Origin of the sequence: Micromonospora sp. U21 (genome assembly GCF_018070045.1) — a bacterium.
Lineage (GTDB): Bacteria > Actinomycetota > Actinomycetes > Mycobacteriales > Micromonosporaceae > Micromonospora.
This window is the reverse complement of sequence record NZ_JAGPYK010000004.1, coordinates 1-26,186: the sequence shown is the minus strand read 5'-3', so window position 1 is coordinate 26,186 and position 26,186 is coordinate 1. Positions and strand designations below refer to the sequence as shown.

The window sequence follows — 26,186 nt, the reverse complement described above, 5'->3', positions numbered from 1 at the left end:
CGGGTTGTGGATAACCCGGCAAATCCTGTGGACAACGCTGGACAGCGGCCCGACCACCTGTGGACAACGATCGACCGAGCGGAGGGAAGCGGTCACGATTCGTCATCATGAGTCGTACCGCCCTGCCGCGCCCAACCCTGCTGCCCGGCCTCAGCCGGCTCTGGCGGGACCGGCACACCCTCCAGCTCGGCGTCGGCCCGGGGCCCGCCGTGCTGCTGGAGCTGGCCAACCCGCGCGCCGCCCACCTGCTCGACCTGCTCGACGGCACCCACAGCGAGCGCGCCGTGCTGGCCCACGCGGCCACCGCCCGGGTCGCCGCCGATGAGGCACGTGACCTGCTCGACGCCCTGCGCACGGCATGCCTGCTGGTGCCCGCGCACAGCCTGCTCCCCCGCGAGCTGACCGGGCCGGTCCGGGCCCGGCTCGCCGCGGAGGCCGGCGCGCTGGCCCTGGCCGCGGCCCGGCTGCCGGGCACCCCCGCGCAGTGCCTGCGCCGGCGGCGGGCCGCCCGAGTGCTGCTCAGCGGGGCCGGAGCGCTCGGCGCACCGCTGGCGGTGGCACTGGCCCAGTCCGGCGTCGGGCAGGTGATTCCGCACCTCACCGGCCCGGTACGCCCCATCGACCTGGTCGGCACCGGCATCCCGGCCGCCGAGCTGGGCCACCCGCTGGCCCCGGCGGTACGGGCCGCGCTCGACCGCGCCGCGCCGGGCACCGGCACCCACCCGGGTCGGACCGCCCGGGTCGACCTGGTGATCCAGCTCGGCACCGACCGTCCTCCGGCGCTGCTCGCCGCCGGGTTCGCCCAACGCCGCCAGCCGCACCTGCTGGTCACCCTGCGCGAGGGCGTACCGGTGATCGGGCCGCTGGTCCGCCCACCCGCCGGGCCCTGTCTGCACTGCGTGGAGCTGCACCGGGCCGACCGCGACCCGGACTGGCCGCGGCTCGCCGCCCAACTCGCGGCCGCCGAGCCGGCCGCCGCCGGCGCGGCCGGCACACTGCTCGCAGCCACCGGGTACGCGCTGGCAGAGGCGCTGGCGCAGCTCGACGGCGGCAGCCCGGAGACGCTGGGCGGTGCCACGGAGATCACCGGAGCGGGCCGGTTTCGCCGCCGGGGCTGGCCGCCGCACCCGGCGTGCGGGTGCTCGCCGAACCGGGTGTGGGCACCAGCCCGCCAGCAGAGCAGCAGCGGGGCCCTCCGGTCGGTAACAATGACCGAGTGACCGACATCCCGCGCCGGGCCGTGTCCCGCACCGCCAAACTCGCCGCTCTGCCGCTCGGCTTCGCCGGTCGGACCGTCCTCGGCATGGGTAAGCGCGTCACCGGGCTCGCCTCCGACGTGATCTCCGCGGAGATCCAGCAGCGCACCGCCGAGCAGCTCTTCAGCGTGCTGGGCCAGCTCAAGGGCGGCGCGATGAAGTTCGGCCAGGCCCTGTCGGTCTTCGAGGCGGCGTTGCCCGAGGAGATCGCGGCGCCCTACCGCCAGGCGCTGACCAAGCTCCAGGAGGCCGCTCCGCCACTGCCGGTCGCCAGCGTGCACAAGGTGCTGACCGAGCAGCTCGGCCCGGACTGGCGGGACAGGTTCGTCGAGTTCAACGACACCCCGGCCGCCGCGGCCAGCATCGGCCAGGTGCACCGGGCGCGGTGGCGCGAGCCGGGGTACGGCCCGTCGGGCGAGCCGAACAGCCGCGACGTGGCCGTCAAGATCCAGTATCCGGGCGCCGGCGACGCGCTGCTCGCCGACCTCAAGCAGCTCTCCCGGCTCGGCGGGATGTTCCGGGCCATCCAGCCCGGCCTGGACGTCAAGCCGCTCCTGGTCGAGCTGCGCGAACGGATCACCGAGGAGCTGGACTACGAGCTGGAAGGCGAGTCGCAGCGCACGTTCGCCGCCGCGTACGCCGACGACCCGGAGATCTACATCCCGGCGGTGGTCTCCGCGTCGCCCCGAGTGCTGGTCACCGAGTGGGTGACCGGCACACCCCTCGCGGACATCATCCGCGAGGGCACCGAGGAGCAGCGGGACGAGGCCGGCCGCCTGATGGCCACCCTGCACCTCTCCGCACCGCAGCGGGCCGGGCTGCTGCACGCCGATCCGCACCCGGGCAACTTCCGGATCCTGCCCGACGGCCGGCTCGGGGTGATCGACTTCGGTGCGGTGGCCCGGATGCCGGAGGGCACGCCAGAGCCGATCGGTCGCATCGCCGCGCTGGCCCTGCGGAACGACGCCGACGGGGTGGTGGCGGGGCTGCGGTCCGAGGGCTTCGTCAGCCCCACGGAGGAGATCGACGCCGAGGGAGTGCTCGACTTCCTCCGTCCGATGCTGGAGCCCATCGCAGCCGACGAGTTCCGCTTCACCCGGGCCTGGCTGCGGGCCGAGGCGGCCCGACTGGCCAGCCCCCGCTCCCCCACGTACCAGCTCAGCCGGCAGCTCAACCTGCCGCCGTCATATCTGCTCATCCACCGGGTGACGCTCGGGTCGATCGGGGTGCTCTGCCAGTTGGAGGCGAAGGCGCCGTACCGGGGCATCCTGGAGCGCTGGCTGCCCGGCTTCGCCCCGGTCGCCTGAGCACCGCTGGCCGTTCAGCACCGGCTGTTAACAAGGTGCCCTTCCTTGGCCCGGCGAGAGGGGCGGGTGGCGGTGGCACCCGCCCCACTCTGTGTGGGTGGTACTAGAGAACGCCCAGATCGCGGGCCGACTGGTTGCGGCTGGTCATGGCGACGGTACGGGCGGATCGGGTTGCCTCAGTGCTCGTGGTGGTACGACCGGCCTGAGGCCGGCGCATTCGAGCCCGGGACAACGCTTCGTGGAGTAGTTGCATCTCGAAGGCTCCAGTCGGTACGTGCAGCATGGTCTTCTCACTCGCTGCCGGTGTGACACCGGCGTAGTTGGTACGGATCGGGAACATGTCAGGCTGCCAGCCGGACCGCGCCACGCACCTCGGACAGCCCACTGGCCGCCAGGCGCGCCTCGGCCTCGACCCGGAGCGCGGCGTCACGTGCGACGTCTTCCTTGCGCGGACGGCCACGGGGCCGCTTGCGCGGGACGACCGCGCCACGCTCGAAGATCTCGCCGCCCCAGACGCCCCACGGTTCCGCTCGCTCCACCGCCCCGGCCAGGCACTCGACGCGCAGCGGGCAGTCCCCGCAGAGCGACTTGGCCAGCTCGAGCTCGGCAGGCGAGTCGGAGAACCACAGGTCGGGGTCGAACTTCCGGCAGGGCAGGTTCGCCTCCATCTCGACGCTCACGTCGAGGGGGGCCAACGCCAGACTCATCGCCCGGTCACCTCTCTCTCACTTCGATCTCGTGGATCGCATTCCGACGTACTTCGGCGGGGCAAAAAACTGAGGCCGCGGATCCCGGTAAGCGGGTTCCGCGGCCTCGAGGTGAGCCGGTGTCTGATGGTCAGACCGGTCTACCTCGAGGTGGAACGCCGCGGACATCCGTGCGCTTCTTGGCGCCCTGGATGCCCATGCCCGTGAAGCCACTGGTCCCCTCGACTCCGATGGGTGCGACAGTCAGGTTCAGCTCGGCCTGAACCTGGTGCACCTGCGGAACCGACGGTCGTGCGGCCGCGAGGGCCACCCGGACAGCCGACAACGGAGCGTGGACAGCTGGCATCGCCGCCAGACGCTCATAGGTGAAGATCTTCACGGGTGCCACCTCCCTCACGTTCCTCGAATCGACCGGACCAACCCCGTGAGCAGCCGGAATGGCGCCGCTCGCGTGGTGTGTCCTGAGGCTATTCCTCGCGCCGGGGCGAGGGCAAACGAATTTACGACGAGATTTCGAAAGTTTTCTCCGGGCAGACGTCGTCCACTGCCGCGCCCCCCACCAACGCCAGTACCGACTCCCCGTAGAGGCCCAGCTTCCGGGGGCCGATGCCGGCGATGGCAATCAACTCCTCCGGCCGACCGGGCCGTCGCTCGGCCAACGCGATCAGGGTGGCGTCGGTGAAGACCACGTACGCGGGAACCTTCTGTGCCCCGGCCACCCGCTGCCGCCACTCGCGCAGCCGTTCGTGCAGCTCATCGTCGATGTCGGACGGACAGGTGGGGCAACGGCCCAGCTTGCGGTCCGGACCGGCGAGCAGGGTTGCGCCGCAGATCCGGCAGGAGACGATCTGGGTCCGGCGCCGCTCGGGGCGACGGGCCGGACCGGCGCCACCGTTGGCCCGCTCGGTCCCGCCGGAGCGGTCCAGTTGGGGCAGGAACCGCGACGGGCGCCGGGCCCGTCCGCCCGCCGAGCGCGCGGCGGCGTACGACAGCCAGAGCCACTGCCGAGCGCGGGTGATCCCGACGTAGAGCAGCCGGCGCTCCTCCTCGACCTGCTCGACGGTCTTCGCGTACGTGGTGGGCAGGGTGCCCTCGGCGAGGCCGACCAGGAAGACCGCGTCCCACTCCAGCCCCTTGGCCGAGTGCAGCGAGGCCAGCGTCACCCCGTCCACCGTCGGCACGTGCTGCTGGGCGGCCCGCCGGGCCAGCTCCTCGGTGAAGTGGGCCAGGGTGACCGGGCGCTCGACCGCCGCCGCCTCGCCGATCGGCACCACCTCCGGGGTGGCCGCGTACTCCTCGGCGAGCTGGACCAGCGCGGCCAGCGCCTCCCACCGCTCGCGGGCCGCGCCACCGGGCGGGGGCGTGTCCGGGGCCCAACCGACCGCGGTGAGCGCCTCGACGACGGCGGTCGGCAGCGGGGTCTCCCCCGGGATCGACCGGGTGGCGGCGCGCAGCGCGACCATCGCCTGGCGCACCTCGGACCGCTCGAAGAACCGCTCCGCGCCCTGCACCACGTACGGCACGGCGGCCTCGGTGAGCGCCTTCTCGTACGCCTCGGACTGCGCGTTGATCCGGAACAGGACGGCGATCTCCTTGGCCGGTGTGCCCGCGTCGATCAGAGACCGGCAGCGGGCGGCCACCGCGTTCGCCTCGGCCGGCTCGTCGGTGAAGATCCGCAGGTCCGGCTCGGGACCGGCCGGGCGCTGCCCGCTCAACTCCAGTCGCAGCCGCGCCTCGGCGCCCCGGGCCTGGGAGATCACCGCGTTGGCCAACCCGACCACCTGCGGGGTGGAGCGGTAGTCACGAACCAGCCGGATCACGGTGGCGCCCCGGTGCCGGCGCGGGAAGTCGACCAGGTACGCCGAGGTCGCCCCGGTGAACGAGTAGATCGTCTGGCTGGCGTCGCCAACCACGGTCAGGTCGTTCCGGCCGCCCAGCCAGGCGTCCAGCAACCGCTGCTGGAGCGGGTTGACGTCCTGGTACTCGTCCACCACGAAGTGCCGGTACTGGCCGCGGACCTGCTCGCCGACGTCCGGGTGTTCCTCGATGCCCCACACCGCGGCGCGCAGCATGTCCTCGAAGTCGATCACGCCGTTCGAACGCTTGAGCTGCTCGTACGCGGCGAACACCTCGGCCACCTTCGTCGGTTCGTGCGGCGTGTCGCGCAGCGCCCGGGCCGCCGAGACCACGTAGTCCCCCGGCTCGACCAGCGACGACTTGGCCCACTCGATCTCGCCGGCCAGGTCCCTCGCGGCGGCCCGGTCGGTCCGCAGGCCGACCCGGGCCGCGGCGAGGGTGACCAGCCGCACCTTGCTGTCCAGCAGCTCGGGCATGGCCCGGCCGGCCAGCAGCCGGGGGGCGAAGTAGCGCACCTGGCGCAGTGCGGCGGCGTGGAAGGTCCGCGCCTGCACACCGCCCACCCCGAGGACGGTGAGTCGACTGCGCATCTCGGCGGCGGCCCGGGCGGTGAAGGTGACCGCGAGCACGTGCCGGGGGGAGATCTCGCCCGAGAGCGCCCGGTGGGCGATCCGGGAGGTGATCGCGCGGGTCTTGCCGGTGCCGGCCCCGGCCAGGATGCAGACCGGGCCGGCGGGTGCGGTCACCGCGGAGCGCTGCTCGGGGTCCAGCCCGGCGAGCACGCGTTCCGACGCTGAGTGAACCACCACAACCAGGAATCATCTCAGCTGTCCCGGACGTTGCAGCGAACAGCCTCGGCTTGATCCGCAAGCCGGCGGCGGATGAGTTGGAGGGCCCGACCATGCTGACGATGTATTCCACCCCCTGGTGCGGCTACTGCCACCGGTTGAAGTCGCAGCTGGACCGGGAGGGCATCGGGTACGAGGTGGTCGACATCGAGCAGGACCCGAAGGCCGCCGAGTTCGTGATGAGCGTCAACGGCGGCAACCAGACGGTGCCGACGCTGCGCTTCGCCGACGGCAGCGCCCTGACCAACCCCTCGATCAACCAGGTCAAGCAGCACCTGGACACCCTCACCGCCTGACCGACCGGGTCATTCTCGGCGAGCGGCCGCTCCCATCCGGGGCGGCCGCTCGTCGTGTCCGGTGTCCGTCACGGTCGCGGTGACCGGTGACTCCCGGTCGCCACCTGCTGGTCGGCGTCGTCCGCCGGGCGCCGGGGCGCCGGAAGGATCGGGCCGGGCGGCGGTGCGGGCGGGCGGGCGCCGGACGGCGCGCTGAGGTGCCGGCCCCGCCAGAGGTAACCACCGGCGACCAGGGTGGCCACCCCGACCAGCGCGAACAGCGCCCGGTAGTCCAGAAACCCGACCAGCAGGGCACCCGCGCCGATGGAGAACGCCTGCGGCCCGCTGACCACCGCCTCGGTGGCGGCGGCGACCCGGCCGACCAGCCCGGGCGGGGTACGCCGCTGGATCAGCGTGTGCAGCCCCACCATGGTCAGCGGGAGCGAGACGCCGGCCAGCAGCACCGCCGCGACCCCAAGCCGGAGATCGGGGTACGCGAGCGCGAGCGCGGCCGGCCCGAAGAAGGCGACCCCGGCGGCCAGCGTGCCGACCTCGCCGAGCCGACGGACCAGCGCCGGCGAGCAGAGCCCACCGAGCAGCCCACCCACACCCTGCACGGTGACCAGCACGCCCACGAACGCGGCGTCCCGATCCAGCCCCTGGTCGACGTAGGCGAAGATGAGCGACTCGCTGAAGCCCATCACCAGCGACCCGAACCCGTAGCCGAGCAGGGCCCGGCGCAGGGCCGGCTCACCGGCCAGGTGTCGCAGCCCGGCTCCCAGCTCGGCCGGCCAGCGCAGCCGTACGGTCGGCGGCGCCGGCTGCGGGGTGGGCAGCGCGGTCACCACGGCGGCCGCGGTCAGAAATCCGACCATGCCGATGGCGGCCAGCGCCCACCCGCCGATCGCCGCGTAGAGCGCCGCGCCGACAAGCGGGCCGATCAGCCGCAGCCCCTGGCGTACGGTCTGCAACACGCCGTTCGCCTCGGCCAGCAGTTCGACCGGCACCAGCTGCCGGATCAGCCCGTTGAGCGCCGCGCTGAGCGTGATGTAGGACAGGCCGTACAGGGCGGCCACCAGGTAGACGAGCCAGACGTCGCCCGCGTCCCGGACCGTGAACAACGGGGTGAGCAGCACTGCGGTGACCAGGTTCGCGGCCACGAAGAAGGGCCGGCGCGGGTAGCGGTCGACGAACCAGCCGACCAGCGGCGCGAGCGTCATCGGGGCGATGACGGCGAAGATCGTGGCGCCGGCGAGCCCGTCGGAGCCGGTCAGGTCCTTGACCCAGATCGCGAGCGCGAGCAGCAGGATCGACTCGGCGGTCATGCTGGCCAGCAGGCCCCCGAAGAGCAGGCGGAAGTCGGGTCGGCGCAGGACGGTGCGCATGGGTCCCTCCGGCGGGGATGGCGCGCCCGGGCGGGCGTGGTCGACGGGGCCGCGACCTCGGGGCGCGCCGTCGTCCGGCGTACCCGAGGTCCATTTTTCGCGAGACACGCCCCCGCCGGAACCTCCGACGCCGGTCGCGCCGTCCATACTGACCGTGGGGGGCGAATTTCATACAGTTACCGTCGCGTCTGCGGCGGTCGACGGGAAAGAGGACACCGTGCCTCCTGCCGCACCCAGCCCGATACTGCGTCGTCGCCGGTTGGGCACAGAGTTGCGCCGCCTGCGCGAGGCCGCGGGCCTCACCGGGGATCAGGTCATCGAGCGGATCGGCTGGGCCTCCGCGTCGAAACTGTCCCGGCTGGAGAACGGCCGCAGCCGGCCCGACCCGCAGGACGTGGGGGTTCTGCTCGACCTCTACGGCGCCGACGCGGCACTGCACGAGGAGTTGCTCGGGATCACCAGCGAGGCCGGTGACATGCGGGGCTGGTTGAAGAACTTCCCGGTGATGACTCAGCAACAGCGCAGTTGGGCCGAGCTGGAGGCGGGCTGCGCGGAGATCTCCGAGTACAACCCGGTGCTGGTGCCGGGGCTGTTGCAGACCCCCGGGTACGCCCAGGTACGGATCGTCTCGGCCCGTCAGGTGGCCGAGGGCGCCGGTGAACCGGAGCCCGGTGAGGAGCCCGAGACCGAGGTCCAGGCACGGCTGGCCCGCCAGACGCTGCTCACCCGGGAGCCCGACGCGCCCCGCTACACGGCCGTGTTGGAGGAGGCGGCCCTCGGCCGCCGGGCCGGCCCGCCCGAGGTGCTGCACGAGCAACTTCGCCAGCTCTGCGAGCTGGCCCTGCTGCCCAACGTGACGCTGCACGTGCTGCTGCGGGACACCCAGATCGGCAATTGGTACCTTCCGCCGACCGCGTTCTCCCTCTACCGGTTCGCCGATCCGCTCGATCCGGAGACGCTGGCCATCGAAGGGGGGTTCACCGACGTCATGTCGACCGAGGCAATCGCACTAAATCGCTATAAAGTGGTGTTCGAGTGGCTATGCACGGCGGCACTTACCGCCTCGGACACCCTCTCCTGGCTGATCGAGGCGACGGGACGGCCGACCGAGGCGGCGCCCCCTTCCACAGTGGCGTTCGGGCCGGCAACGGCGCCGACCCAACGCCGCCGGGCCTCGGGGCGGCTGACGGAACGGTGATCCACGGGGGACCCTCCGTCGGGGCGTGCGGCACCACTCGTCCCATCGGAGCGGTTCACATCAGGAGCAGAACCATGAACGACATCCGCAACACGCCGTCCGTCCCCGCTCACCGGCTGTCGGACGCCCCGTGGCGTACCAGCACGCGCAGCCAGACCTCCAACTGCGTGGAGGTCGCTCCGCTGGGCACCGGCCCATCGGCGGTCGCTCTGCGCGACAGCAAGGACCGGGGTGGCCCGGTGCTGCTGTTCAACCGGGCGGGTTGGCTCGGCTTCATCGCCGGAGCGAAGAAGGGCCAGTTCGATCTGAACTGATCCGGTGACCGGGACGGGGCCGTCGGCGCGCTGCCGGCGGCCCCGTCGCGTTACCCACCGCCGACCCCGCTGAGCAGCCATCCGCCGATCGGACGAGGCTCAAAACCAATAGGCGCGTTTCAGTTGCTGGGACGAACACGCGGCGTAACATGGCCATCGAGATACGTGGAACTTCCACACTGGCTCATCCGTCGCGGTTCATCCGGAGACCCTCATGCGGTTCCTGATCGTTCGCACCGACATCCGCGCCGTCGCCGACGGGGACATCGCCGCCGCCTGGGCGGACGGCCATCGACTCCGCGACGAAACGACTGCCCCCGAGCCGCGCCGGCAGATCGTGCACGCCGAGGACCGGGACGCCGCGCTGCTGCTCGCCCGGGCACTCGCCACGGTCGGTGCGGTCCGCGCCGGCAAGCAACGGGTCAAGGTCCTGCCGCTGAGCGAAGCCCGACCCGCGTTCCGGCACAGACCCGGCCGCACCGTCACCTGACCCACGAGACGTCCGTCGTGGTCGGACCGGCTCCCCCGCCGCGTTTTCGCCCCAGCCGACCACGACGGCCCGTGTTCCCGGCCCGTGACCGCCGCGGCAACGGCGGCCACGGGCCGGGACCGTGCTCACCGGTCGGCGTCCACCCAGCCGTCGAGCCAGCGGTGGATGAGGAACAGCGCGATCGACGACGGCGGCGGCAGGATCAGCTGGGCCCCGTCGCCCACGTCCACGGTCCTCCCGGCCAGCGCCGCCCCGATCTCCCGCCGGGTGAACCAGCGGGCGTACGCGATCTCGGACGGGTCGACCTCCACCGGATCGGTCGGGTCGGCGGTGGCCAGGAAGCCCAGCATCAGCGAGCCGGGGAACGGCCACGCCTGGCTGCCCGCGTACCGGACCCGCTCGACCCCGATACCCACCTCCTCGCGGACCTCGCGCAGCACGGCGGCCTCCGCCGACTCCCCCGGCTCCACGTAGCCGGCCAGGCAGGAGTAGCGCCGGCCGCCCGGGGTCCCCGGCCAGCCGGCGTTGTTGCCGAGCAGGCAGCGCCCGTCCGGGCCGTCGACGCCGTCGTGCACCAGAACGATCATCGCCGGGTCGGTGCGCGGCCAGATCCGCCCGCCGTTGCGGTCCACCCGGGACCAACCGGCCTCGTCCATCACGGTCGGCGCTCCGGTGGCCGCCGAGTAGCCGTGCCGGGTGTGCCAGTTGACCAGTGCCAACGCGGTGGTGAATATGCCGGCCTCCCGGTCGCCGAGCAGGTGGCCCACCTCGCGCAGGTTGACCGCCCGGGTGCCCGGCAGCACCGGCAGCGGCGTGTCGACCGCGAAGACCGGCACCCCGTCCGGTTCGACACCGAGGAACATCGCGATCGACTCCGACCCGGCCGGCACGTCCGCCGCCCCGAACAGCACCAGCGCCGGAGGTGCCGCGTCGGTACGCGCCAGCGTCCGCCCCTCGTCGGTCGAGTCGAGCAGCAGCACCCGGGCGCGCATCCACGCCTCGGTCAGCCACTGCGCATCGCCCCGCCGGTGCGCGGCCCGGTCCAGCGTGGACCGGGCCAGCGGTGGCGCCATCTCCCCACTCACGCCGCGCCCTCCGCAGCCGGCGCGGGCCTCCGGCTCACCGCTGCACCGGCTCGGTCCGAACCGCGGTCAGCGCGGCCAACCCCGGGCTGACCCGCTCGGCGTCGCCGAGCACCACGACCGCCGCCCGGGCCGGCGCGAGGTAGTGGGCCGCCACCCGCGCGACGTCGTCGGTGGTCGCCTTCGCCAGCCGGACCGCGTACTCGGCGAGGAAGTCCAGGCGCAGGCCGTTGCCGGCGTACGCGCTGGTCAACGCGGCCAGCCCGGCCTGGGTGGACATGCCGAGCTGGAGAGTGCCGAGGGCGTACTGGCGGGCCTGCTCCAGCTCCTCGGGCTTCGGCGGCAGCGACGCCAGCCGGCCCAGCTCGTACGTCGTCTCCAGCAACGCCGGGCCGGTGACCTCGGTGGCCACCTCGGCGGCGGCGACCAGCACCGACCCGGCCACCGAGTGCTCGATCACCGAGTGCGGGCCGTACGTGTAGCCCTTGTCCTCGCGGATGTTCTCCACCCAGCGGGAGGAGAAGTAGCCACCGAAGATCAGGTTGGCCAGTTGCAGCGGCGCGTGGTCGGGATCCGTGCGCGGCACGGCCGGCAGCGCGATCCGCAACGAGGACTGGACCGAGCCCGGTCGGTCGACGAGCAGCAGCGGCCCCGGCTCCAGCGGCGGGGTGCCCGGTAGCTCGGCGACGCGCCCGGCGCCGGCCCAGCCGCCGAGCGCCCGCTCGGCGGCGTCCAGGGCCTTCTCCGGCTGCACGTCGCCGACCAGCACCAATTGCGCGCCGGCCGGATGCACACGCTCGGCGTGCAGGGTGCGCAGCGCTGCCGGCCGGACGGCGCGGATCTGGCCGGGCTCCGGGGTCTGCGTCGCGTACGGGTGGCGGCCGTAGATCCGCTTCAGCAGCGCTTCCCGGGCCAGGTGCGCCGGTTGACTCTGCGCCACCTGGATCCGGTCGACCAGCCGGTCCCGCTCGGTGGCCACGTCGTCGCTGGGGTAGCTGGCCCCGGTCAGCACCTCGGCCAGCAACTCCAGCATCCGGTCCAGGCCGGTGACCAGGCCGGCGCCGGAGAGCATCAGCCGGTCCGGGTCGACGCCGGCCGAGAGCCCGCCGCCCACCTTCTGCAGCTCGGCGGCGATCTGCACGCTGGTCATCGACTCGGTGCCGGAGAGCATGGTCTGCGAGAGCATGGCGCCGCGGGCCAGGTGCGCCCGCCCGAACGGGACCCAGAGCCGCAGCTCGACCAGGGGCACTGCGGGCCGGCGTACGGCGATCACGGTGAGGCCGTTGCGCAGCGTGCGTTCGGCCTGCTTGGGCACCTTGAGCTTGCGGGTGGGGCCGAGCGGGGGCAGCGTGCGGGGGCCGGTGGGGACGGTGGTGGTCATCGGGCACCTCCGGCGATGACCTCGACGGCGGCGCGCCGCTCCGGGCGCAGGGTGGCGGCGGCGGATCGCACCTGCTCCTCGGTGACCTCGCCGACCAGCCGGGGCAGATCGTTGAGCAGGCCCGGCTCGCCGCGTTGCTGTTCCAGCACCGCCATCCGCAGCGCCCGGCCGAGCACCGCGTCGGTGTCCCGCAGCAGGTGGGTCGCCATCCGGGCCTGGGTCCGGGCCAGCTCCCCCTCGGTCAGCCCGTCGGTGGCCAGCCGGTCCAGTTCCTCGTCCATGGTGCGCAGCACCTTGTCCACGTCGCCACCGGGCGGCAGGTGCGCCTGGAGCAGCAGCGCCGTCGGGTCACGCACGTCGAACGGGTCACCCATGAAGCCGAGGTACCCGCCGAGGCTGGTCACCGTCCGGTCGCGCTGGACCAGCCGCTCGACGAGCCGCGACGCGTCGCCGTCGGTGAGCACCTCGGCCAGCACCACGTACGGCAGGTAGGCGGCGAAGTCGGTGACCGGGTCGGGCACCCGCCAGGCGCCGGCCACCGCCGGCAGCGGCGCCAGCGCGTCGGTGTACGAGGTGCGCCGCTCGGCGGTCAGGTCGGGCTCGGTGAAGGCGGGCCGCCGTGGCGCCGGGCGGGCCGGCACGTCACCGAAGTGGCGGGTGACAAGCTCGGTCGCCTCCGCCACGTCGATGTCGCCGCTGACGGCCAGCACCGCGTTGCCGCTGGCGTAGTAGCGGCGGAAGAAGTCCGCAGCGTCGGCGACGGTCGCCGACTCCAGGTCGTCGAAGGAGCCGTAGCCGTCGTGCGCGTTCGGGAAGGTGTCGAACATGACCGGCGGCAGGGTCAGCCAGGGGAAGCCACCGTACGGCCGGTTGAGCACGTTGACCCGGATCTCCTCCTTGACCACGTCGACCTGGTTACGCAGGTTCTCCTCGGTCAGCCGGGGGCCGCGCATCCGGTCCGCCTCCAGGAACAGCGCGCGTTCCAGCGCGTTGCTCGGCAGCGTTTCGAAGTAGTCGGTGTAGTCCAGGTGGGTGGAGCCGTTGAAGGTGCCGCCCGCGCCCTGCACGTGCCGGAAGTGGGCCAGCTTCTCCAGGTTCTCCGAGCCCTGGAACATCAGGTGCTCGAAGAGGTGGGCGAAGCCGGTGCGCCCCTCCGGCTCGGAACGGATGCCGACGTCGTAGACCACCGCCACCCCGATCACCGGGGCACTACGGTCGGGGGTGAGCACCACCCGCAGGCCGTTGTCGAGGGTGAACCGCTCGACCGGGTACTTCGTCGCTGGAATTCTGGATCTCCGCGCCGCCACGGGATCGACCCTAGCGCGTCGGCACCTCCACCAACGGCGACCTCCGCGGAGCCGCCGCCACCGGGTCGGCCACCGGGGCACGACGTCCCGGCATGTGGATGAGCCTTGACGCTGCATCCGACCTGCCCCACTCTTCCTACCAAGTAAGTAGGAATACTGCGGATTGGATGGACGATGAGACGGCTCCACCTGCGCCGGTTGGTCACCCTGGCCACCCTCGCCGTGGTCGGCGCGGCGACCCTGGGCAGCACCGCCGCGTGCGGCGACGACAGCGAGGCCGCCGGCGGCAGCTCCGGCCCGGTGACGCTGCGCCTCGGCTACTTCCCCAACATCACCCACGCGCCGGCGGTCGTCGGTGTGGAGAAGGGCATCTTCGCCGAGAAGCTCGGCGCCAACGTGAAGCTGGACCCGAAGACGTTCAACGCCGGCCCGGCCGCCATCGAGGCGGTCTTCTCCGGTGCGCTGGACGCCACCTACATCGGCCCGAACCCGACCGTGAACGCGTTCTCCAAGTCCAGGGGCGCAGCGGTCCGGGTCGTCTCCGGCGCCGCCTCCGGTGGCGTGGCGCTGGTCGTCAAGCCGGGCATCAACGGCCCGCAGGACCTGAAGGGCAGGAAGGTCGCCACCCCGCAGCTGGGCAACACCCAGGACGTGGCGGTCCGCTACTGGCTCAGGCGGCAGGGGCTGACCACCACCAAGGAGGGTGGCGGCGACGTCAAGATCGTGCCGCAGGAGAACGCCCAGACGGTGGAGACCTTCAGCAGCGGCGCGATCGACGCCGCCTGGGTGCCCGAGCCGTTCGTGTCCCGGTTGGTCAACGTCGGCGGCAAGGTGCTGGTCGACGAGCGGGACCTGTGGCCGGACAGGAAGTTCGTCATCACGAACCTGCTGGTCAGCACGAAGTTCCTCAAGGCACACCCGGACGTGGTGCAGAAGCTGGTCGACGGCCAGGTGGCCGCGAACGAGTTCGTCAACAGCAGGCCGGACGAGGCCCAGCAGACCATCTCCGCGGCAATTGGCAAGATCACCGGCAAGCCGCTGGACCTGAAGCTGATCAAGCAGGCGTGGCCGACCTTGGAGTTCACCAACGACCCGATTCCCGGCTCCCTCAAGGCCGGGCTCGACCACGCCGTCGAGGTGAAGCTGACCGACCCGGTGGACCTCAAGGGCCTGTACGACCTGACGTACCTGAACAACGCGCTCAGGGCCCAGGGCAAGCCCGAGGTCGTCCAGCCGTGACGTCGACCACGACGACGCCGGGGAGCGCGACCACCGCGGTCGCGCTCTCCGACGTGACCAAGGTGTACGGACGCGGGGCGAACGCCGTCCTGGCCCTGGACGGCGTGTCCCTGGACGTGGCGCCGGGCGAGTTCGTCTGCCTGGTCGGTGCCTCCGGCTGCGGCAAGAGCACCCTGCTCAACCTGGTCGCCGGGCTGGACCGGCCCAACGGTGGGCAGATCGCCCTCGCCGGCGACGCCAGCCCCGGCCTGATGTTCCAGGAGCCGGCACTCTTTCCCTGGCTGACCGTCGACGGGAACGTGGAGGTCCCGTTGAAGCTGCGCGGGCTGCCCCGGGCCGAGCGGCGCGCGCGGGTGGCGGAGCTGCTGCGCACCGTGCACCTGGCCGACTTCGGCCGTACGCGACCGCACGAGCTCTCCGGCGGAATGCGGCAGCGGGTCGCGCTGGCCCGCACGCTGGCCCTGGACACCCCGGTGCTGCTGATGGACGAACCGTTCGGCGCACTCGACGCGATGACCCGGGACATCCTGCACGACGAGCTGGAACGGATCTGGTCCGAGCGCAAGCTCTCGGTGCTCTTCGTGACCCACAACGTCCGCGAGGCGGCCCGGCTGGCCGACCGGGTCATCCTGCTTTCCAGCCGACCCGGCCGGATCATCTACTCCACGACGGTGGACATCCCGCGCCCGCGGCGGATCGACTCCCCCGAGGTCGCCGCCATCGCCGCCGAGGTCACCGAGCGGCTCCGTACGGAGGTGGGCCGCCATGCCGAGTGACACCCTCACCAGCACGGCGCGCACCGACGCACAGATCTCCGGCCTGGACGCGCTGGAGATCGCCGGCCGCGAGAAGGAGATCTCCGGGGGCACCCGGGTGTGGGCGGCCACCTGGCCCAAGCTGGCCGCGCTGGCCATCGTCATCGCGGCCTGGCAGTTGGTGGTCTGGTCGGGCTGGAAGCCGCCGTACTCGCTGCCGGGGCCGCTGGTCGTCGGCCGCGAGCTGCTGACCCAGGCCCAGGGCCCACAGCTCTGGGAGGGCCTGCTCACCACGCTGCGCCGGGCCGCCGTCGGGTACGTCTTCTCGGTCGCGGTCGGCCTGCTCCTCGGCCTGGCGGTGGCCCGGTCCACGGTGCTCCGGGCCGCCATCGGGTCGATGATCACCGCGTTGCAGACGATGCCGTCGATCGCCTGGTTCCCGCTGGCCATCCTGCTGTTCGAGCTGAGCGAGAAGGCGATCTTCTTCGTGGTGGTGCTCGGCGCGGCACCGTCCATCGCCAACGGCGTGATCTCCGGTGTGGACTACGTGCCGCCGCTGCTCCTGCGCGCGGGCCGCAACCTGGGCGCCCGAGGGCTCAACCTCTACCGGTACGTGATCGCACCGGCCGCGCTGCCGGCGATCGTCGCCGGGCTCAAGCAGGGCTGGGCGTTCTCGTGGCGCAGCCTGATGGCTGGTGAGCTGATCGTGGTCGGCATCTCGCAGACCTCCCTCGGCGCCCAGCTCACCTACTCCCGCGAGCTGTCCGACGCGCCCTGGCTGCTCTCCACCATGATCGTCATTCTGGTGCTCGGCCTGGTCGTGGATGCCGCCTTCGGCGCGGCGGACAAGGCGATCCGGCGCCGCTGGGGTGTGCTGGACCAGGCTGGTCAGTGAGGTGTACGTCTCCGCACGCAGCGGTTACGCGCTCCGCGCCATGCGAGGGCGGTGGCGGCGTGGTCGGGCCGGTGCCCCGCCGACCCGACCACGCCTCGTACCGATCCTGACCGGGCCTGCCCCTCCGCCGGCACCGGTCGGTCCGGCCGCTGCTCAGCCCACGTGTGCGACCGTCGGGCCGGAGCCCGGGTCGCCGGGGCTGTGCAGCTCCACCAGGCCGGCGGGAGCATTACCCACCGGGGTGGCGTGCCAGGGCGCGAAGGCCGCAACCATGGCGAGCAACAGCCCGGCGACCGCGACCGCGACCACCAGGATCAGTTCGCGCAGCGCACCCGAGCCGGCTTCGCCCGCCATGGTCACCCCTTCCGTGCCGGGTCCCCCGCCCGGCGTCCCCCCGGTGGTCAGCTTCGACCACGGCTCGTCGGAACACAGTCGGCCAGCCGACCCAGCCGAGGCTGATTACCGACTCAGACGAGCAGCCGGACGTCGTAACGACCGGCCGGCGCCTCGTCTCCGCACGTCGCTCCAACGCGCCCCCGGGTTTCCTGGCCATCGTGGCGACAGGCCGGGGGCCGAGGGCTCACACGGCCGCCTTTGCTCTGCTTCAACCGGCGCAACAGCCGGTGTCCGCTATCCGGACAGTGTCCGTTGCGTGGGTTGAAGCAGAGCAAAGGTCGTCACGAGGAGTCGGTGCCCCACGCGACCAGCCCCCGGCGTATGCCTGGCCCGTGCGGTCAGACCCCGTGCGGCCAAGGCCCGTCCCCGCAGCCAGGCCCGCGCCGCGCCGCAGACAGACCGACCCGCCCAGCCGGAGCGGGGCGGGTCGGTCGTTGTGTACGGGTCAGGCGATGCGGGGGCGGCGCGGGCGGCGGGACCGGCCCGACGCGCGGTGCGCCGGCCGGGCGGCACCGTCGGCGACCGAGCCGCCGGATCCACCGGCGGTGCGTCCCCGACCAGCGGACGCCGGCGGGCCCGCGATGGTCACCGGCACGCCGGAGGGCTCGCGGGCACCGGTCACCCGGGCCAGCGACCCGTCACCCGGACGGACCTGGACCGACTCGGGCCGGATGCCCGCGGTGGCCATCAGCCGGGACACATCCCGGCGCTGCTCCGGCAGGACCAGGGTGACCACGGAGCCGGACTCGCCGGCCCGGGCGGTCCGGCCACCCCGGTGCAGGTAGTCCTTCGCCTCGGTCGGCGGGTCCACGTTGACCACCATGTCCAGGCCGTCGACGTGGATGCCGCGGGCCGCCACGTCCGTGGCGACCAGGGCGGTCACCTGGCCGTTGCGGAACTGCTCCAGGATCCGGGTGCGCTGCGGCTGGGACTTGCCGCCGTGCAGCGCGGCCGCGCGTACCCCCTTGGAGAGCAACTGACGAGCGAGCCGGTCGGCGCGGTGCTTCGTACCCATGAACAGGATGGTGCGGCCGTCGCGGGCGGCGATCCGGGTCAACGCGTCGGGCTTGTCCACCGCGTCGACGTGCAGCACGTGGTGGGTCATGGCGGTGACCGTGGCGGTGCCCGGGTCGACCGAGTGGGTCACCGGGCTGCTCAGGAAGCGGCGGACCAGCCGGTCCACGCCGCCGTCCAGGGTCGCCGAGAAGAGCATTCGCTGCCCCTGCGGCGCGACCTGCTCCAGCAGCTTGGTGACCTGCGGAAGGAAGCCCATGTCGGCCATCTGGTCGGCCTCGTCCAGCACGGTGATCTCGACCTGGTCGAGCCGGGCGTCGCCGCGGTTGATCAGGTCGTGCAGCCGACCGGGGGTGGCCACGACCACCTCGGCGCCGGCGCGCAGGGCGTCCGCCTGGCGCTGCAACGACAACCCGCCGACGACGGTGGCGCAGCGCAGCCCGACGGCGCGGGCGTACGGGGACAGCGCGGTGGTCACCTGCTGGGCCAACTCCCGGGTCGGCACCAGCACCAGGGCCAGCGGGCGACCCGGCCGGGCCTTGCGGCCGGCGGTGCGGGAGAGCAGCGGAAGCCCGAAGGCGAGGGTCTTGCCGGAGCCGGTGCGACCCCGGCCGAGCACGTCCCGGCCGGCGAGCGAGTCGGGCAGCGTGGCCGACTGGATCGGGAACGGCTCGGTGATGCCCTGCGCGGTCAGCGCGGTGAGCAGCGCCGGCGCCAGACCGGTATGGGCGAACGAAGGAATAACAGAGGTCACGCAGAAGCCTTCCTCGACGCGGCACGTGTCGAGGGAGGGCGCCGAAGACGGCGCTGTCGCCAGCGGAAAAGGCCGCCAGGACTCACAAGCACGAACCGAAGGGGGTACGGGCCGGCCCGCCGCCGGGCCGCCGCCTGCGTACGCAGGTCGACGACGGGGCGGGCCGGTCCCGTCACCGCCACGCCCGGAGGGCGCGACAGGTAATGCTGGCCGATCCGAAGATCAGAGCGGGCGGATGTTCTCCGCCTGCGGGCCCTTCTGGCCCTGGGTCACCTCGAACTCGACCCGCTGGTTCTCGTCCAGGCTCCGGTAGCCGGAGGACTGGATCGCCGAGAAGTGGGCGAAGACGTCAGCGCCGCCGCCGTCCGGGGTGATGAAGCCGAAGCCCTTGTCAGCGTTGAACCACTTCACGGTGCCAATAGCCATGTGTTTCGTCTCCTTGACGGAACGTCGGACTCGCACTTGTTGCGAGCCCGAAGAGGAGCGCTCCGCGCGGGAATGCGCGAATCGCCTGTCGCTTCTGGTCGCCCCGCCCGGAGAACTCCGGACACAACAAAGAGCGCCTGGGGCCACAATCCCGCCAGGCGCACACAGAGTCTCTGGTAACCAAAACTGCAACCCGTTCAACCTACCACGGATTTTCGCGCCGTGGTCAATGTTGGACGGAATCTTCCGGCAGCTTGGCGATCAGGGCCGTGAGCCCGGTCACGTCCAGCAGGTCGGCGGGGCGAACCGTCACCCCGTGCCGGACGTAGTGGAACGCCGCTCCCACCCGGTCGACCGGCACGCCGGCCAGCTCCGCCCAGGCCAGCCGGTAGACGGCCAACTGCACCGCGGCCACCTCCGCCGCCGGGCCGGTCGGTTGCGCCCCGGTCTTCCAGTCCACCACGTCGAACCGGCCGCCCGGCCGGGCGAAGACCGCGTCCATCCGCCCCCGCACCACCACCCCGGCGATCACCGTGGCGAACGGCACCTCCACCTCCACCGGCACCCGGTCGGCCCACTCGCTGGCCAGGAAGCGCTCCTGCAGCTCGACGAGCGCCTCGTCCGGCGCCGCGTCCGCGTCGGCCGCGCCGGGCAGCTCGTCCACGTCGAGCAACCGGTCGGCGCCGAAGCGCTGTTCCAGCCAGGCGTGGAAGGCGGTGCCGCGGCGGGCGTACGGGTTGGGCTCGGTGGGCACCGGGCGGCGCAGCGCGCGGGCCAGGGCCGCCGGATCACGGCGCAACGCGACCAACTGGGTGACGCTCAACTGCCCGGGCAGGGCCACCTCGACCGCGCCGGAGAGCCGGGTCACTTCGGCCCGCTCGGCCAGCAGCAGGTCCGCCTCGCGCCGCCAGCGCGCCACCTCCGGATCGACCTCCGGCTCGCCCGGCCCACCGGCGACCACCACGTCCGCCGGGCCGTCGGTCATCAGGCGGCGAACCAGCGCGGCCGCCTCGGCCAGAGCCGGCCGGCGGCCGCCCAGCGGATCTGCCGGCCACTCCGCGCGGAGCACCACCTCGGCGGTCGGGTTGGTCGCGTCCGGAGTCGGCTCCGGCGCCCACGCGTCGACCAGGTGCCCCGGGCCGCCGTCCAGGCAGGCGTCGTACACCTCGCGCAGGAAGACCGACGGCCCGCGCGGGCGCTTGGTCCCCTCGCCCCACCAGTAACCGGAGCAGAGCAGCAGCCGACGCGGCCGGGTGACGGCCACGTACGTCAGCCGCCGCTCCTCCCGCTCGTCGTGGGCCCGCCACGCGTCGGTGAAGTCGCTCACCGCCCGGGCCACGGCCCGCTGGTCCGCCGCCTCGTCCAGCGCCAGCTCGGGCAACCCGTCCGCGTCGCCGCGCAGCGGGAACGGCAGCACACCCAGCCCGCCCAGCCAGTGGTCGGAGTTGCGCACCGGCCCGGGCCACAGCCCTCGGCTCAGCCCGGCCACCGCCACCACGTCCCACTCCAGGCCCTTGGCGGCGTGCGCCGTGACCACCTGCACCGCGCCCTCCACCACCTCGACCTCGCCCGGGGCGAGACCGCGCTCCTCATCCTCGGCGGCGGCCAGGTAGGACAGGAAGCCGGCGAGCGTCGCGCCCGGCGTCTCCCCGCTGAACCGGGCCGCCACGTCGCCGAGGGCGTCCAGGTGCCCCCGGGCCAGGCCGGCGTCGCCGGCGCCGTCCCGGCCGGCCCGCACCGCGACCTCCACGTCCAGGCCGATGGTCCGCTCGATGTCCGCGATCAGGTCCGGTAGTGCCTGGTCCAGCCGGTAACGCAGCAGCGCCAACTCCCGGCCGTACGCGCGCAGCCGCGCGAAGCCCTCCGCCGAGTACGCCTGCGCCGGGCCGAGGTCGGCCAGCGCCTCCACCAGGGTCGCCTCGTCCAGCAGGTCGGGGCTGATCTCCGGGGTGTCGTCGGCAGCTGCCTGTCGCCGGGCGTTGGCGATGGACCGGGCCCGCCGGTGCAGTGCCACCAGATCGCGCGGCCCGATCCGCCAGCGGGCGCCGGTGAGCAGCCGCAGCAGCGCGGCCCCGTCGGTCGGGTCGGCCAGCACCCGCAGCGTGCAGACCACGTCGCGTACCTCGGGGGTGTCCAGCAGGCCGCCCAGCCCGACCACCTCGACCGGAAGGCCGCGCTCGCGCAGCGCCGACTCGATCGCCGGGATCTGGCTGCGGACCCGGACAAGCACGGCCGTGGTCGGCCGCTGCGCCACCGGGATGTGCTCGGGCACCGCGCCGAGCATCCGCGCCGCGCCGCGCCAGGCGGCGAGCACGCTGTCCGCGATCCAGCCCGCCTCGTCGGCGTACGTCGGCAACAGCGCGCAGTGCACCGTGCCGCCGGCCGCCCCACCGGGACTGCGGTGCGGGATCGGGTCCCGGACGGTCAGCGCGGAGCGCAGCTCCGGCACCCGGGCGCCGGCCGCGCGCAGCGGGGTGGACAGCGCGTTCGCGACCCGGAGGATCTCCGGGCGGTTGCGCCAGCTGGTGGTGAGCCCGAGCGCCTCGGCCGGCCGGCCGCCGGCCCGGGCGAACTCGGTGGGGAACCGGTCCAGGGTGCCCGCGCTGGCCCCCCGCCAGCCGTAGATCGACTGGCACGGGTCACCCACCGCGGTCACCGGGTGCCCGCCGCCGAACAGCGCGTTGAGCAGCACCACCTGGGCGTGGCTGGTGTCCTGGTACTCGTCCAGCAGCACCACCCGGTAGCGGTCCCGCTCGATCTCGCCGACCCCCGGGTGGTCCCGGGCCACCCGGGCCGCCCGGGCGAGCTGGTCGGCGAAGTCCATCGCCTCGAAGTCCGCCTTGCGCCGGGCGTACGCCCGCACCAGCGGCAACAGACGCAGCCGGGTCTGCTGGAGGGCGAGCGCCTTGCGCACGTCGGCGTAGACCCGGCCCGGCCGGGACTGCACCTCGGCGAAGAACCGCCCGGTCCAGGCGGCCAGCTCGTCCGGGGCGACCAGGTGCTCGTCCAGCTCCCCGGCGAGGGCCAGCACCGCGTCGGTGATGGTGCTCGGCATCCGGTCCACCTCGGACATGTCGCCGTCGTAGTTGCGCACCAGCAGGTCGACCAGCTGCCAACGGGACGCCTCGGTGAGCAGCCGGGTGGACGGCTCGTAGCCGGCCCGCAGGCCGTGCTCGGTGACGATCCGCCCGGCGTACGAGTGGTACGTGGAGACGGTGGGCTCGCCGGCGAGCGGGTCGTCCAGCGGGTCCCGGCCCTGCCGACCGAGCCGGCGAATCAGCTGGTCGAGCCGGGTTCGTACCCGGTGGGCCAACTCGCCGGCCGCCTTACGGGTGAAGGTCAGCCCGAGGATCTGCTCCGGCCGCACGTACGAATTGGCCACCAGCCAGACCACCCGCGAGGCCATCGTCTCGGTCTTGCCGGACCCGGCACCGGCGACCACCAGCAGCGGCTCCACCGGGGCGGCGATGATCGCGGCCTGCTCCCGGGTGGGCGCCGGCAGCCGCAGCAGCTTGGCCAGCTCCACCGGGGTGTACCGGGGGCCGGCGTCGGCGAGTCGGGGCGCCGGCGCCGGACCGGCGCCGAACAGGGCGGGCTGGGTCACGGGGCTACGCTCACTCCTCGCCCTCACGGGTGCTCCGGGTGGTCGGCGGTTCGACGACCTGGCGCCCCTGCCCGGAGACCGGGCAGCTGGTGCGCACCGGGCAGACCCGGCACTTCGAGTTGGCCACCGCGGCGAACGTGGCAGCGGCCATCGCATCGGCGGTCCGTCGGACCAGCGCGGTCGCCCAGCCAGCCGCCGGGCCTTCGCCGACCGCCGGCTGGTTCTGTTCCCTGGCGTCCTTGGCGGAGGTGCCGAGCTGCACCAGCGCGGCACCCCCGGACTCCTCGCCGAACTCGGCGAACGCCCCCGCCTCCACCGCCGCCTGGTAGGCGCCGAGCTGCGGATGCTCGGCCAGGTCGGTGCCGGTGACCGCGGTGGACTTGCCGGTCTTCAGGTCGATCACCACGAGCCGCCCGTCCTCGTCGATTTCCAGCCGATCGACCCGGCCGGTCAGGTCGACCGGCCGGTGCGGGTCGTCCAGGCGGACCGCGAACTCGTGCTCGATGGCGAGCAGCCGGCGCGGGTTGGTGGCCAGCCAGCGCAGCAACTTGTCGACCATCGCCTCGGCGCGCTCCCGCTCCGGGCCGGCCATCCACCGGGCGGCCAACTCGATCGCGTCGAACCGGGCGGCCACGTAGTCGAGCAGGGCGCCCCGGTCGGCGCTGGCGTCCTCGGCGAGCATCGCGGCGGCGTGCACCAGGTTGCCCACGCCCTGGGCGGTGCTGGTCGGACCGCTGCCGCCGTGCCGTTCCAGCAGCCAGCGCAGGCTGCACCGCAACGCGCTCTCCATCGCCGACGGGGTGACCCGCACCGGCTCGCCGTCATCGACCAGCGGCCGGTCGTCGGAGAGGGCGCGCAGCCCCCACCAGTCGTCCGGATGCGCACCGGGCACACCGGCCGCGGCGAGCCGGGCGAGCTCGGCCGCCGCGGCACGCTGCCGGAACGCCGGCGCGGCCGGGTCGGTGATCGCCGTACGCAGCTCGGCGACCAGCGCCGGCAGGGTGAGCGCCCGGGGTGGCCGGGTGACCGGCAGCGCGCCGGGCCGGTCCGGCTCCCCGTCGCCGTCCTCCCCCGCGGTGCCGGCCCCGTCGCCGGTGGGTGCGGCGTTCGGGGTGCCGCCGCCGGTGGGACCGCTGGTCGGCGGGCCGGTACGCGGACCGGGCGGTGCGGGCGGGTCGACGGGCCCGGCGCCGTCCGGCGGGGTGGGCGGCGCGGTGGGACCCAGCTCGTGCAGGAACCGGCTCGGCTGCTCCTCGTGGTCGTCGCCGCCCACCGCGGCCGACGCCACGGCGGTGACCAGCAGCCGGTATCGGGCCCGGCTGACGGCGACGTGGAAGAGCCGGCGTTCCTCGTCCAGCAACGCCGAGGTCTGACCCACCACGTTCGCCAGGGTGGCGCCGCCGACGGACCGACCGGCCAGCACGTCGACCAGTCGCTCCGAGCCGAGCAGGCTGCCGCGCAGGCGCAGGTCCGGCCAGATGCCCTCCTGCACCCCGGCCACCGCGACCAGGTCCCACTCCAGGCCCTTGGCGGCGTGCGCGGTGAGGAGCCGGACGGCCGCACCCCGGTCGGCGGTCGGGGCGATGGTGTCCGCCGGCAGGTCCTGACCGAGCACATGGTCGAGGAAGACCTCGGCGCGGGCGCCGGGAAGCCGGTCGGTGAACCGGGCCGCCGCGTCGAAGAGCACCAGCACGGCGTCCAGATCCCGGTCGGCCGCCTCGGCCCGCCGCCGCCGCGCCAGGTCCCCCTCGCCGGCCGCCGGTTGGCCCTGGCCGATCGCGCCCGCCCAGCGTTCGGCCAGCCCGCTCGCGTGCCAGACGGCCCAGAGCACGTCCTCGGCGGTCGCGCCGGGCCGGGCGGCGGCGGCCCGTACGGTGGCCAGCAGCCCGGCCACCGCCTGCGCCGGCTCCGCCCACCGCCGCTCGATGCCGGCCAACTCGGCCGGGTCACGCAACGCCTCGACGATCAGCTCCCCGGACGGGCGCCGGTCTCCGCCGGCCAGGGCCAGAGCGCGCAGGCCCTGCCGCAGCCGCCGCTCGGCCAGAGGGTCCGCCCCGCCCAACGGCGAGTGCAGCAGCGCGACCGCCGCCTCCTCGTCCAGGCGGTCCGGCTCCAGCGCGCAACGCAGCAGAAGCAGCAGCGGGGCCACCGCCGGTTGCAGGTGCAGCGGCAGGTCCTCGCCGTGCACCACGGTGGGTACGCCGGCGGCGTGCAGCGCCCGTTGCAGGGTGGGCAGCTGCAACGCGGTCGACCGCACCAGCACCGCCATCCGTGACCAGGGCACGCCGTCGAGCAGGTGGGCGGAGCGCAGCGCGTGCGCCAGCCAGGCGGCCTCGCTGGTCGCCGAGCGGAACGTGTGCACCTCGACCACGCCGGCCGGGGCGTCCGGCAGCGGATGCAGCCGGCGGTGCGCCGCCGGACCCCGCAGCCGGCGGCCCAGCCGGGCGATCGCCGCGAGCAGGCCCGGCCCGGCCCGGTAGGACGTGGTCAGCAGCACCTGCGCGGCCGGCGCGCCCGAGGCGGTCCGGAACCGGTGCGGGAAGGTGGTCACCCCGGCCGGGTCGGCGCCGCGGAAGGCGTACGTGGACGAATCCGGGTCGGCGAAGGCGACCAGCGGCTTGCCGCCGCCGGCGATCACCGAGAGCAGGTCGAGCTGGGCGGGGTCGGTGTCGGCCAGCTCGTCGACGTACACGTGAGCGAGCCGGCGGCGCTCGGCGGCCAGCAGCTCCTCGTCGTCGCGCAGCAACCCGGTGGCCGCCCGGACCAGCTCGGCCGGGTCGTACGCGATCGAGCCCCGGTTGCTGACGTCGCGCAGCGCGAGCACCGCGACGTACTCCCGCAGGAAGCGCGCGGCGGCCGGCCAGTCGGCACGGCCGAGCTTCTCGCCGAGCCGGGCCAGGTCGGCCGGGCCGATGCCGCGCTCGGCGGCACGCATGAGCAGGTCGCGCAGCTGGCCGGCGAAGGCTCGGGTCCGCAGGGCCGGCCGCAGATCCGTCGGCCAGCCGACCGGGTCGTCCTCGGGCTCCTCGCCCACCACGTCCAGCAGCTCGCGGATGATCAGATCCTGCTCGGGGCCGGTGAGCAGCCGGGGGGACGGCTCGCCCCGTTCGGCGGCGGCCCGGCGGAGCAGCCCGAAGGCGTACGCCGGGAAGGTGCGCACCAGGGGCTCACGCAGCACCCGGTGGCCGTCCTGCGCCACCCGGGCCTCGATGCGCTGGCGTAGTGCGGTGGCGCCTCGACGGCCGAAGGTCAGCACCAGGATCCCTTCGGGATCGACCCCCTCGGTCACCCGGGCGGCGACCGCCTCGACCAGGGTGCTGGTCTTGCCGGTGCCCGGCCCGCCGAGCACCAGCATCGGCCCGTCGGTGTGCGCGACCACCTCCGCCTGCACCGGATCGACCCGCCGGCCGGCCCCGGCGGCACCGGGCCCGGCGGCTCGCTCGTGCCCGTCCCGACTGACCGCCCCGGACAGCGCACCCCCACCGGCGGGCACGGTGTCGCCCTCGGCCGCGCCGCTACCGGCGGGCACGGTGCCGCCGGCAGGCACGCCCCCGTCCCCCCGCGCCGGCCCTCCGGACCGCCGCACCAACCGGTACGCCTGCATCAGCTCATCCCATCACGCCCATACGACACCCCACCCACCCCACCAGGCCCCGACCGACCCACCCCACCCCACCAGCTCCGTCGATCATGAAG

Annotated in this window: 21 protein-coding genes; 9 read left to right on the top strand and 12 right to left on the bottom strand. The window is 73.8% G+C overall.

Features of this window, described 5'->3' with window-relative positions; genetic code table 11:
- The first annotated feature begins 107 nt into the window (after positions 1-107).
- The gene (locus tag KBX63_RS06475) at positions 108-1,220 is read left to right on the top strand and encodes a TOMM precursor leader peptide-binding protein (RefSeq protein WP_210909287.1); all 1,113 of its coding nucleotides are present in this window, start codon (positions 108-110) and stop codon (positions 1,218-1,220) included.
- Positions 1,217-2,563 (top strand): AarF/ABC1/UbiB kinase family protein, encoded by a 1,347-nt coding sequence (locus KBX63_RS06470; RefSeq protein WP_210909285.1) that lies wholly within the window; start codon positions 1,217-1,219, stop codon positions 2,561-2,563. The genes KBX63_RS06475 and KBX63_RS06470 overlap by 4 nt, the downstream gene beginning before the upstream one ends.
- Positions 2,564-2,904: 341 nt before the next feature.
- Here KBX63_RS06470 and KBX63_RS06465 read toward each other — a convergent pair whose 3' ends face one another.
- The 3 genes from KBX63_RS06465 to KBX63_RS06455 form a co-directional block, all read right to left on the bottom strand.
- Entirely contained in the window at positions 2,905-3,270 is a 366-nt protein-coding gene (locus KBX63_RS06465; protein ID WP_074314263.1) for a WhiB family transcriptional regulator, read from the bottom strand.
- A 130-nt stretch (positions 3,271-3,400) separates the two neighbouring features.
- Complete coding sequence (locus KBX63_RS06460; RefSeq protein ID WP_121652695.1) at positions 3,401-3,649, bottom strand: hypothetical protein; 249 nt, start codon at positions 3,647-3,649, stop codon at positions 3,401-3,403.
- Positions 3,650-3,770: 121 nt separating this feature from the next.
- On the bottom strand, positions 3,771-5,936 hold the full coding sequence (locus KBX63_RS06455; RefSeq protein ID WP_210909284.1) for an ATP-dependent DNA helicase UvrD2: 2,166 nt from the start codon (positions 5,934-5,936) through the stop codon (positions 3,771-3,773).
- Between the two features lie 92 nt (positions 5,937-6,028).
- On the opposite strand from KBX63_RS06455, the gene KBX63_RS06450 reads away from it, so the two are divergent.
- The gene (locus KBX63_RS06450) at positions 6,029-6,271 is read left to right on the top strand and encodes a mycoredoxin (RefSeq protein WP_210909283.1); all 243 of its coding nucleotides are present in this window, start codon (positions 6,029-6,031) and stop codon (positions 6,269-6,271) included.
- Between the two features lie 68 nt (positions 6,272-6,339).
- Here the strand turns inward: KBX63_RS06450 and KBX63_RS06445 are convergent, their stop codons facing one another.
- Positions 6,340-7,635 carry an MFS transporter gene (locus KBX63_RS06445; RefSeq protein WP_210909281.1) on the bottom strand — a complete coding sequence of 432 codons (1,296 nt, stop codon included), beginning with the start codon at positions 7,633-7,635 and terminating at the stop codon, positions 6,340-6,342.
- Positions 7,636-7,852: 217 nt separating this feature from the next.
- Here KBX63_RS06445 and KBX63_RS06440 point away from each other — a divergent pair, with 217 nt between their 5' ends.
- The 3 genes from KBX63_RS06440 (at position 7,853) to KBX63_RS06430 (ending at position 9,637) form a co-directional block, all read left to right on the top strand.
- Positions 7,853-8,833 carry a helix-turn-helix transcriptional regulator gene (locus KBX63_RS06440; RefSeq protein WP_210909277.1) on the top strand — a complete coding sequence of 327 codons (981 nt, stop codon included), beginning with the start codon at positions 7,853-7,855 and terminating at the stop codon, positions 8,831-8,833.
- Positions 8,834-8,907: 74 nt separating this feature from the next.
- The gene (locus tag KBX63_RS06435; RefSeq protein ID WP_089019109.1) at positions 8,908-9,147 is read left to right on the top strand and encodes a DUF397 domain-containing protein; all 240 of its coding nucleotides are present in this window, start codon (positions 8,908-8,910) and stop codon (positions 9,145-9,147) included.
- Between the two features lie 214 nt (positions 9,148-9,361).
- Complete coding sequence (locus tag KBX63_RS06430; protein ID WP_210909275.1) at positions 9,362-9,637, top strand: hypothetical protein; 276 nt, start codon at positions 9,362-9,364, stop codon at positions 9,635-9,637.
- A 125-nt stretch (positions 9,638-9,762) separates the two neighbouring features.
- Here KBX63_RS06430 and nudC read toward each other — a convergent pair whose 3' ends face one another.
- The 3 genes from nudC to KBX63_RS06415 are packed head-to-tail and all read right to left on the bottom strand — an operon-like array spanning position 9,763 to position 13,407.
- Positions 9,763-10,710: an NAD(+) diphosphatase gene (gene nudC, locus KBX63_RS06425; protein WP_210910139.1), complete on the bottom strand. Its 948-nt coding sequence runs from the start codon at positions 10,708-10,710 to the stop codon at positions 9,763-9,765.
- Positions 10,711-10,756: 46 nt separating this feature from the next.
- On the bottom strand, positions 10,757-12,100 hold the full coding sequence (locus KBX63_RS06420) for a pitrilysin family protein (protein ID WP_210909273.1): 1,344 nt from the start codon (positions 12,098-12,100) through the stop codon (positions 10,757-10,759).
- On the bottom strand, positions 12,097-13,407 hold the full coding sequence (locus KBX63_RS06415; RefSeq protein WP_210909271.1) for a pitrilysin family protein: 1,311 nt from the start codon (positions 13,405-13,407) through the stop codon (positions 12,097-12,099). Before KBX63_RS06415 ends, KBX63_RS06420 begins: the two co-directional genes overlap by 4 nt.
- A 174-nt stretch (positions 13,408-13,581) precedes the next feature.
- On the opposite strand from KBX63_RS06415, the gene KBX63_RS06410 reads away from it, so the two are divergent.
- Genes KBX63_RS06410 through KBX63_RS06400 form a run of 3 tightly spaced genes read left to right on the top strand, consistent with a single transcriptional unit; the run spans position 13,582 to position 16,296 of the window.
- Positions 13,582-14,646: an ABC transporter substrate-binding protein gene (locus KBX63_RS06410; protein ID WP_210909269.1), complete on the top strand. Its 1,065-nt coding sequence runs from the start codon at positions 13,582-13,584 to the stop codon at positions 14,644-14,646.
- Positions 14,643-15,422, top strand: a complete 780-nt coding sequence (locus KBX63_RS06405) for an ABC transporter ATP-binding protein (protein WP_210909267.1) — start codon at positions 14,643-14,645, stop codon at positions 15,420-15,422. The genes KBX63_RS06410 and KBX63_RS06405 overlap by 4 nt, the downstream gene beginning before the upstream one ends.
- On the top strand, positions 15,412-16,296 hold the full coding sequence (locus KBX63_RS06400; protein ID WP_210909265.1) for an ABC transporter permease: 885 nt from the start codon (positions 15,412-15,414) through the stop codon (positions 16,294-16,296). The genes KBX63_RS06405 and KBX63_RS06400 overlap by 11 nt, the downstream gene beginning before the upstream one ends.
- 153 nt (positions 16,297-16,449) lie before the next feature.
- Here KBX63_RS06400 and KBX63_RS06395 read toward each other — a convergent pair whose 3' ends face one another.
- The 5 genes from KBX63_RS06395 to KBX63_RS06375 form a co-directional block, all read right to left on the bottom strand.
- Positions 16,450-16,650 carry a hypothetical protein gene (locus KBX63_RS06395; RefSeq protein ID WP_210909263.1) on the bottom strand — a complete coding sequence of 67 codons (201 nt, stop codon included), beginning with the start codon at positions 16,648-16,650 and terminating at the stop codon, positions 16,450-16,452.
- A gap of 487 nt (positions 16,651-17,137) precedes the next feature.
- On the bottom strand, positions 17,138-18,460 hold the full coding sequence (locus KBX63_RS06390; RefSeq protein WP_210909261.1) for a DEAD/DEAH box helicase: 1,323 nt from the start codon (positions 18,458-18,460) through the stop codon (positions 17,138-17,140).
- Positions 18,461-18,682: 222 nt separating this feature from the next.
- Positions 18,683-18,886, bottom strand: coding sequence for a cold-shock protein (locus KBX63_RS06385; RefSeq protein WP_007464836.1), 204 nt, complete (start codon positions 18,884-18,886; stop codon positions 18,683-18,685).
- A gap of 226 nt (positions 18,887-19,112) precedes the next feature.
- Positions 19,113-22,490 (bottom strand): ATP-dependent DNA helicase, encoded by a 3,378-nt coding sequence (locus tag KBX63_RS06380; protein ID WP_210909256.1) that lies wholly within the window; start codon positions 22,488-22,490, stop codon positions 19,113-19,115.
- Between the two features lie 10 nt (positions 22,491-22,500).
- Positions 22,501-26,094 (bottom strand): ATP-dependent DNA helicase, encoded by a 3,594-nt coding sequence (locus KBX63_RS06375; RefSeq protein WP_210909254.1) that lies wholly within the window; start codon positions 26,092-26,094, stop codon positions 22,501-22,503.
- Positions 26,095-26,186 lie beyond the last annotated feature (92 nt).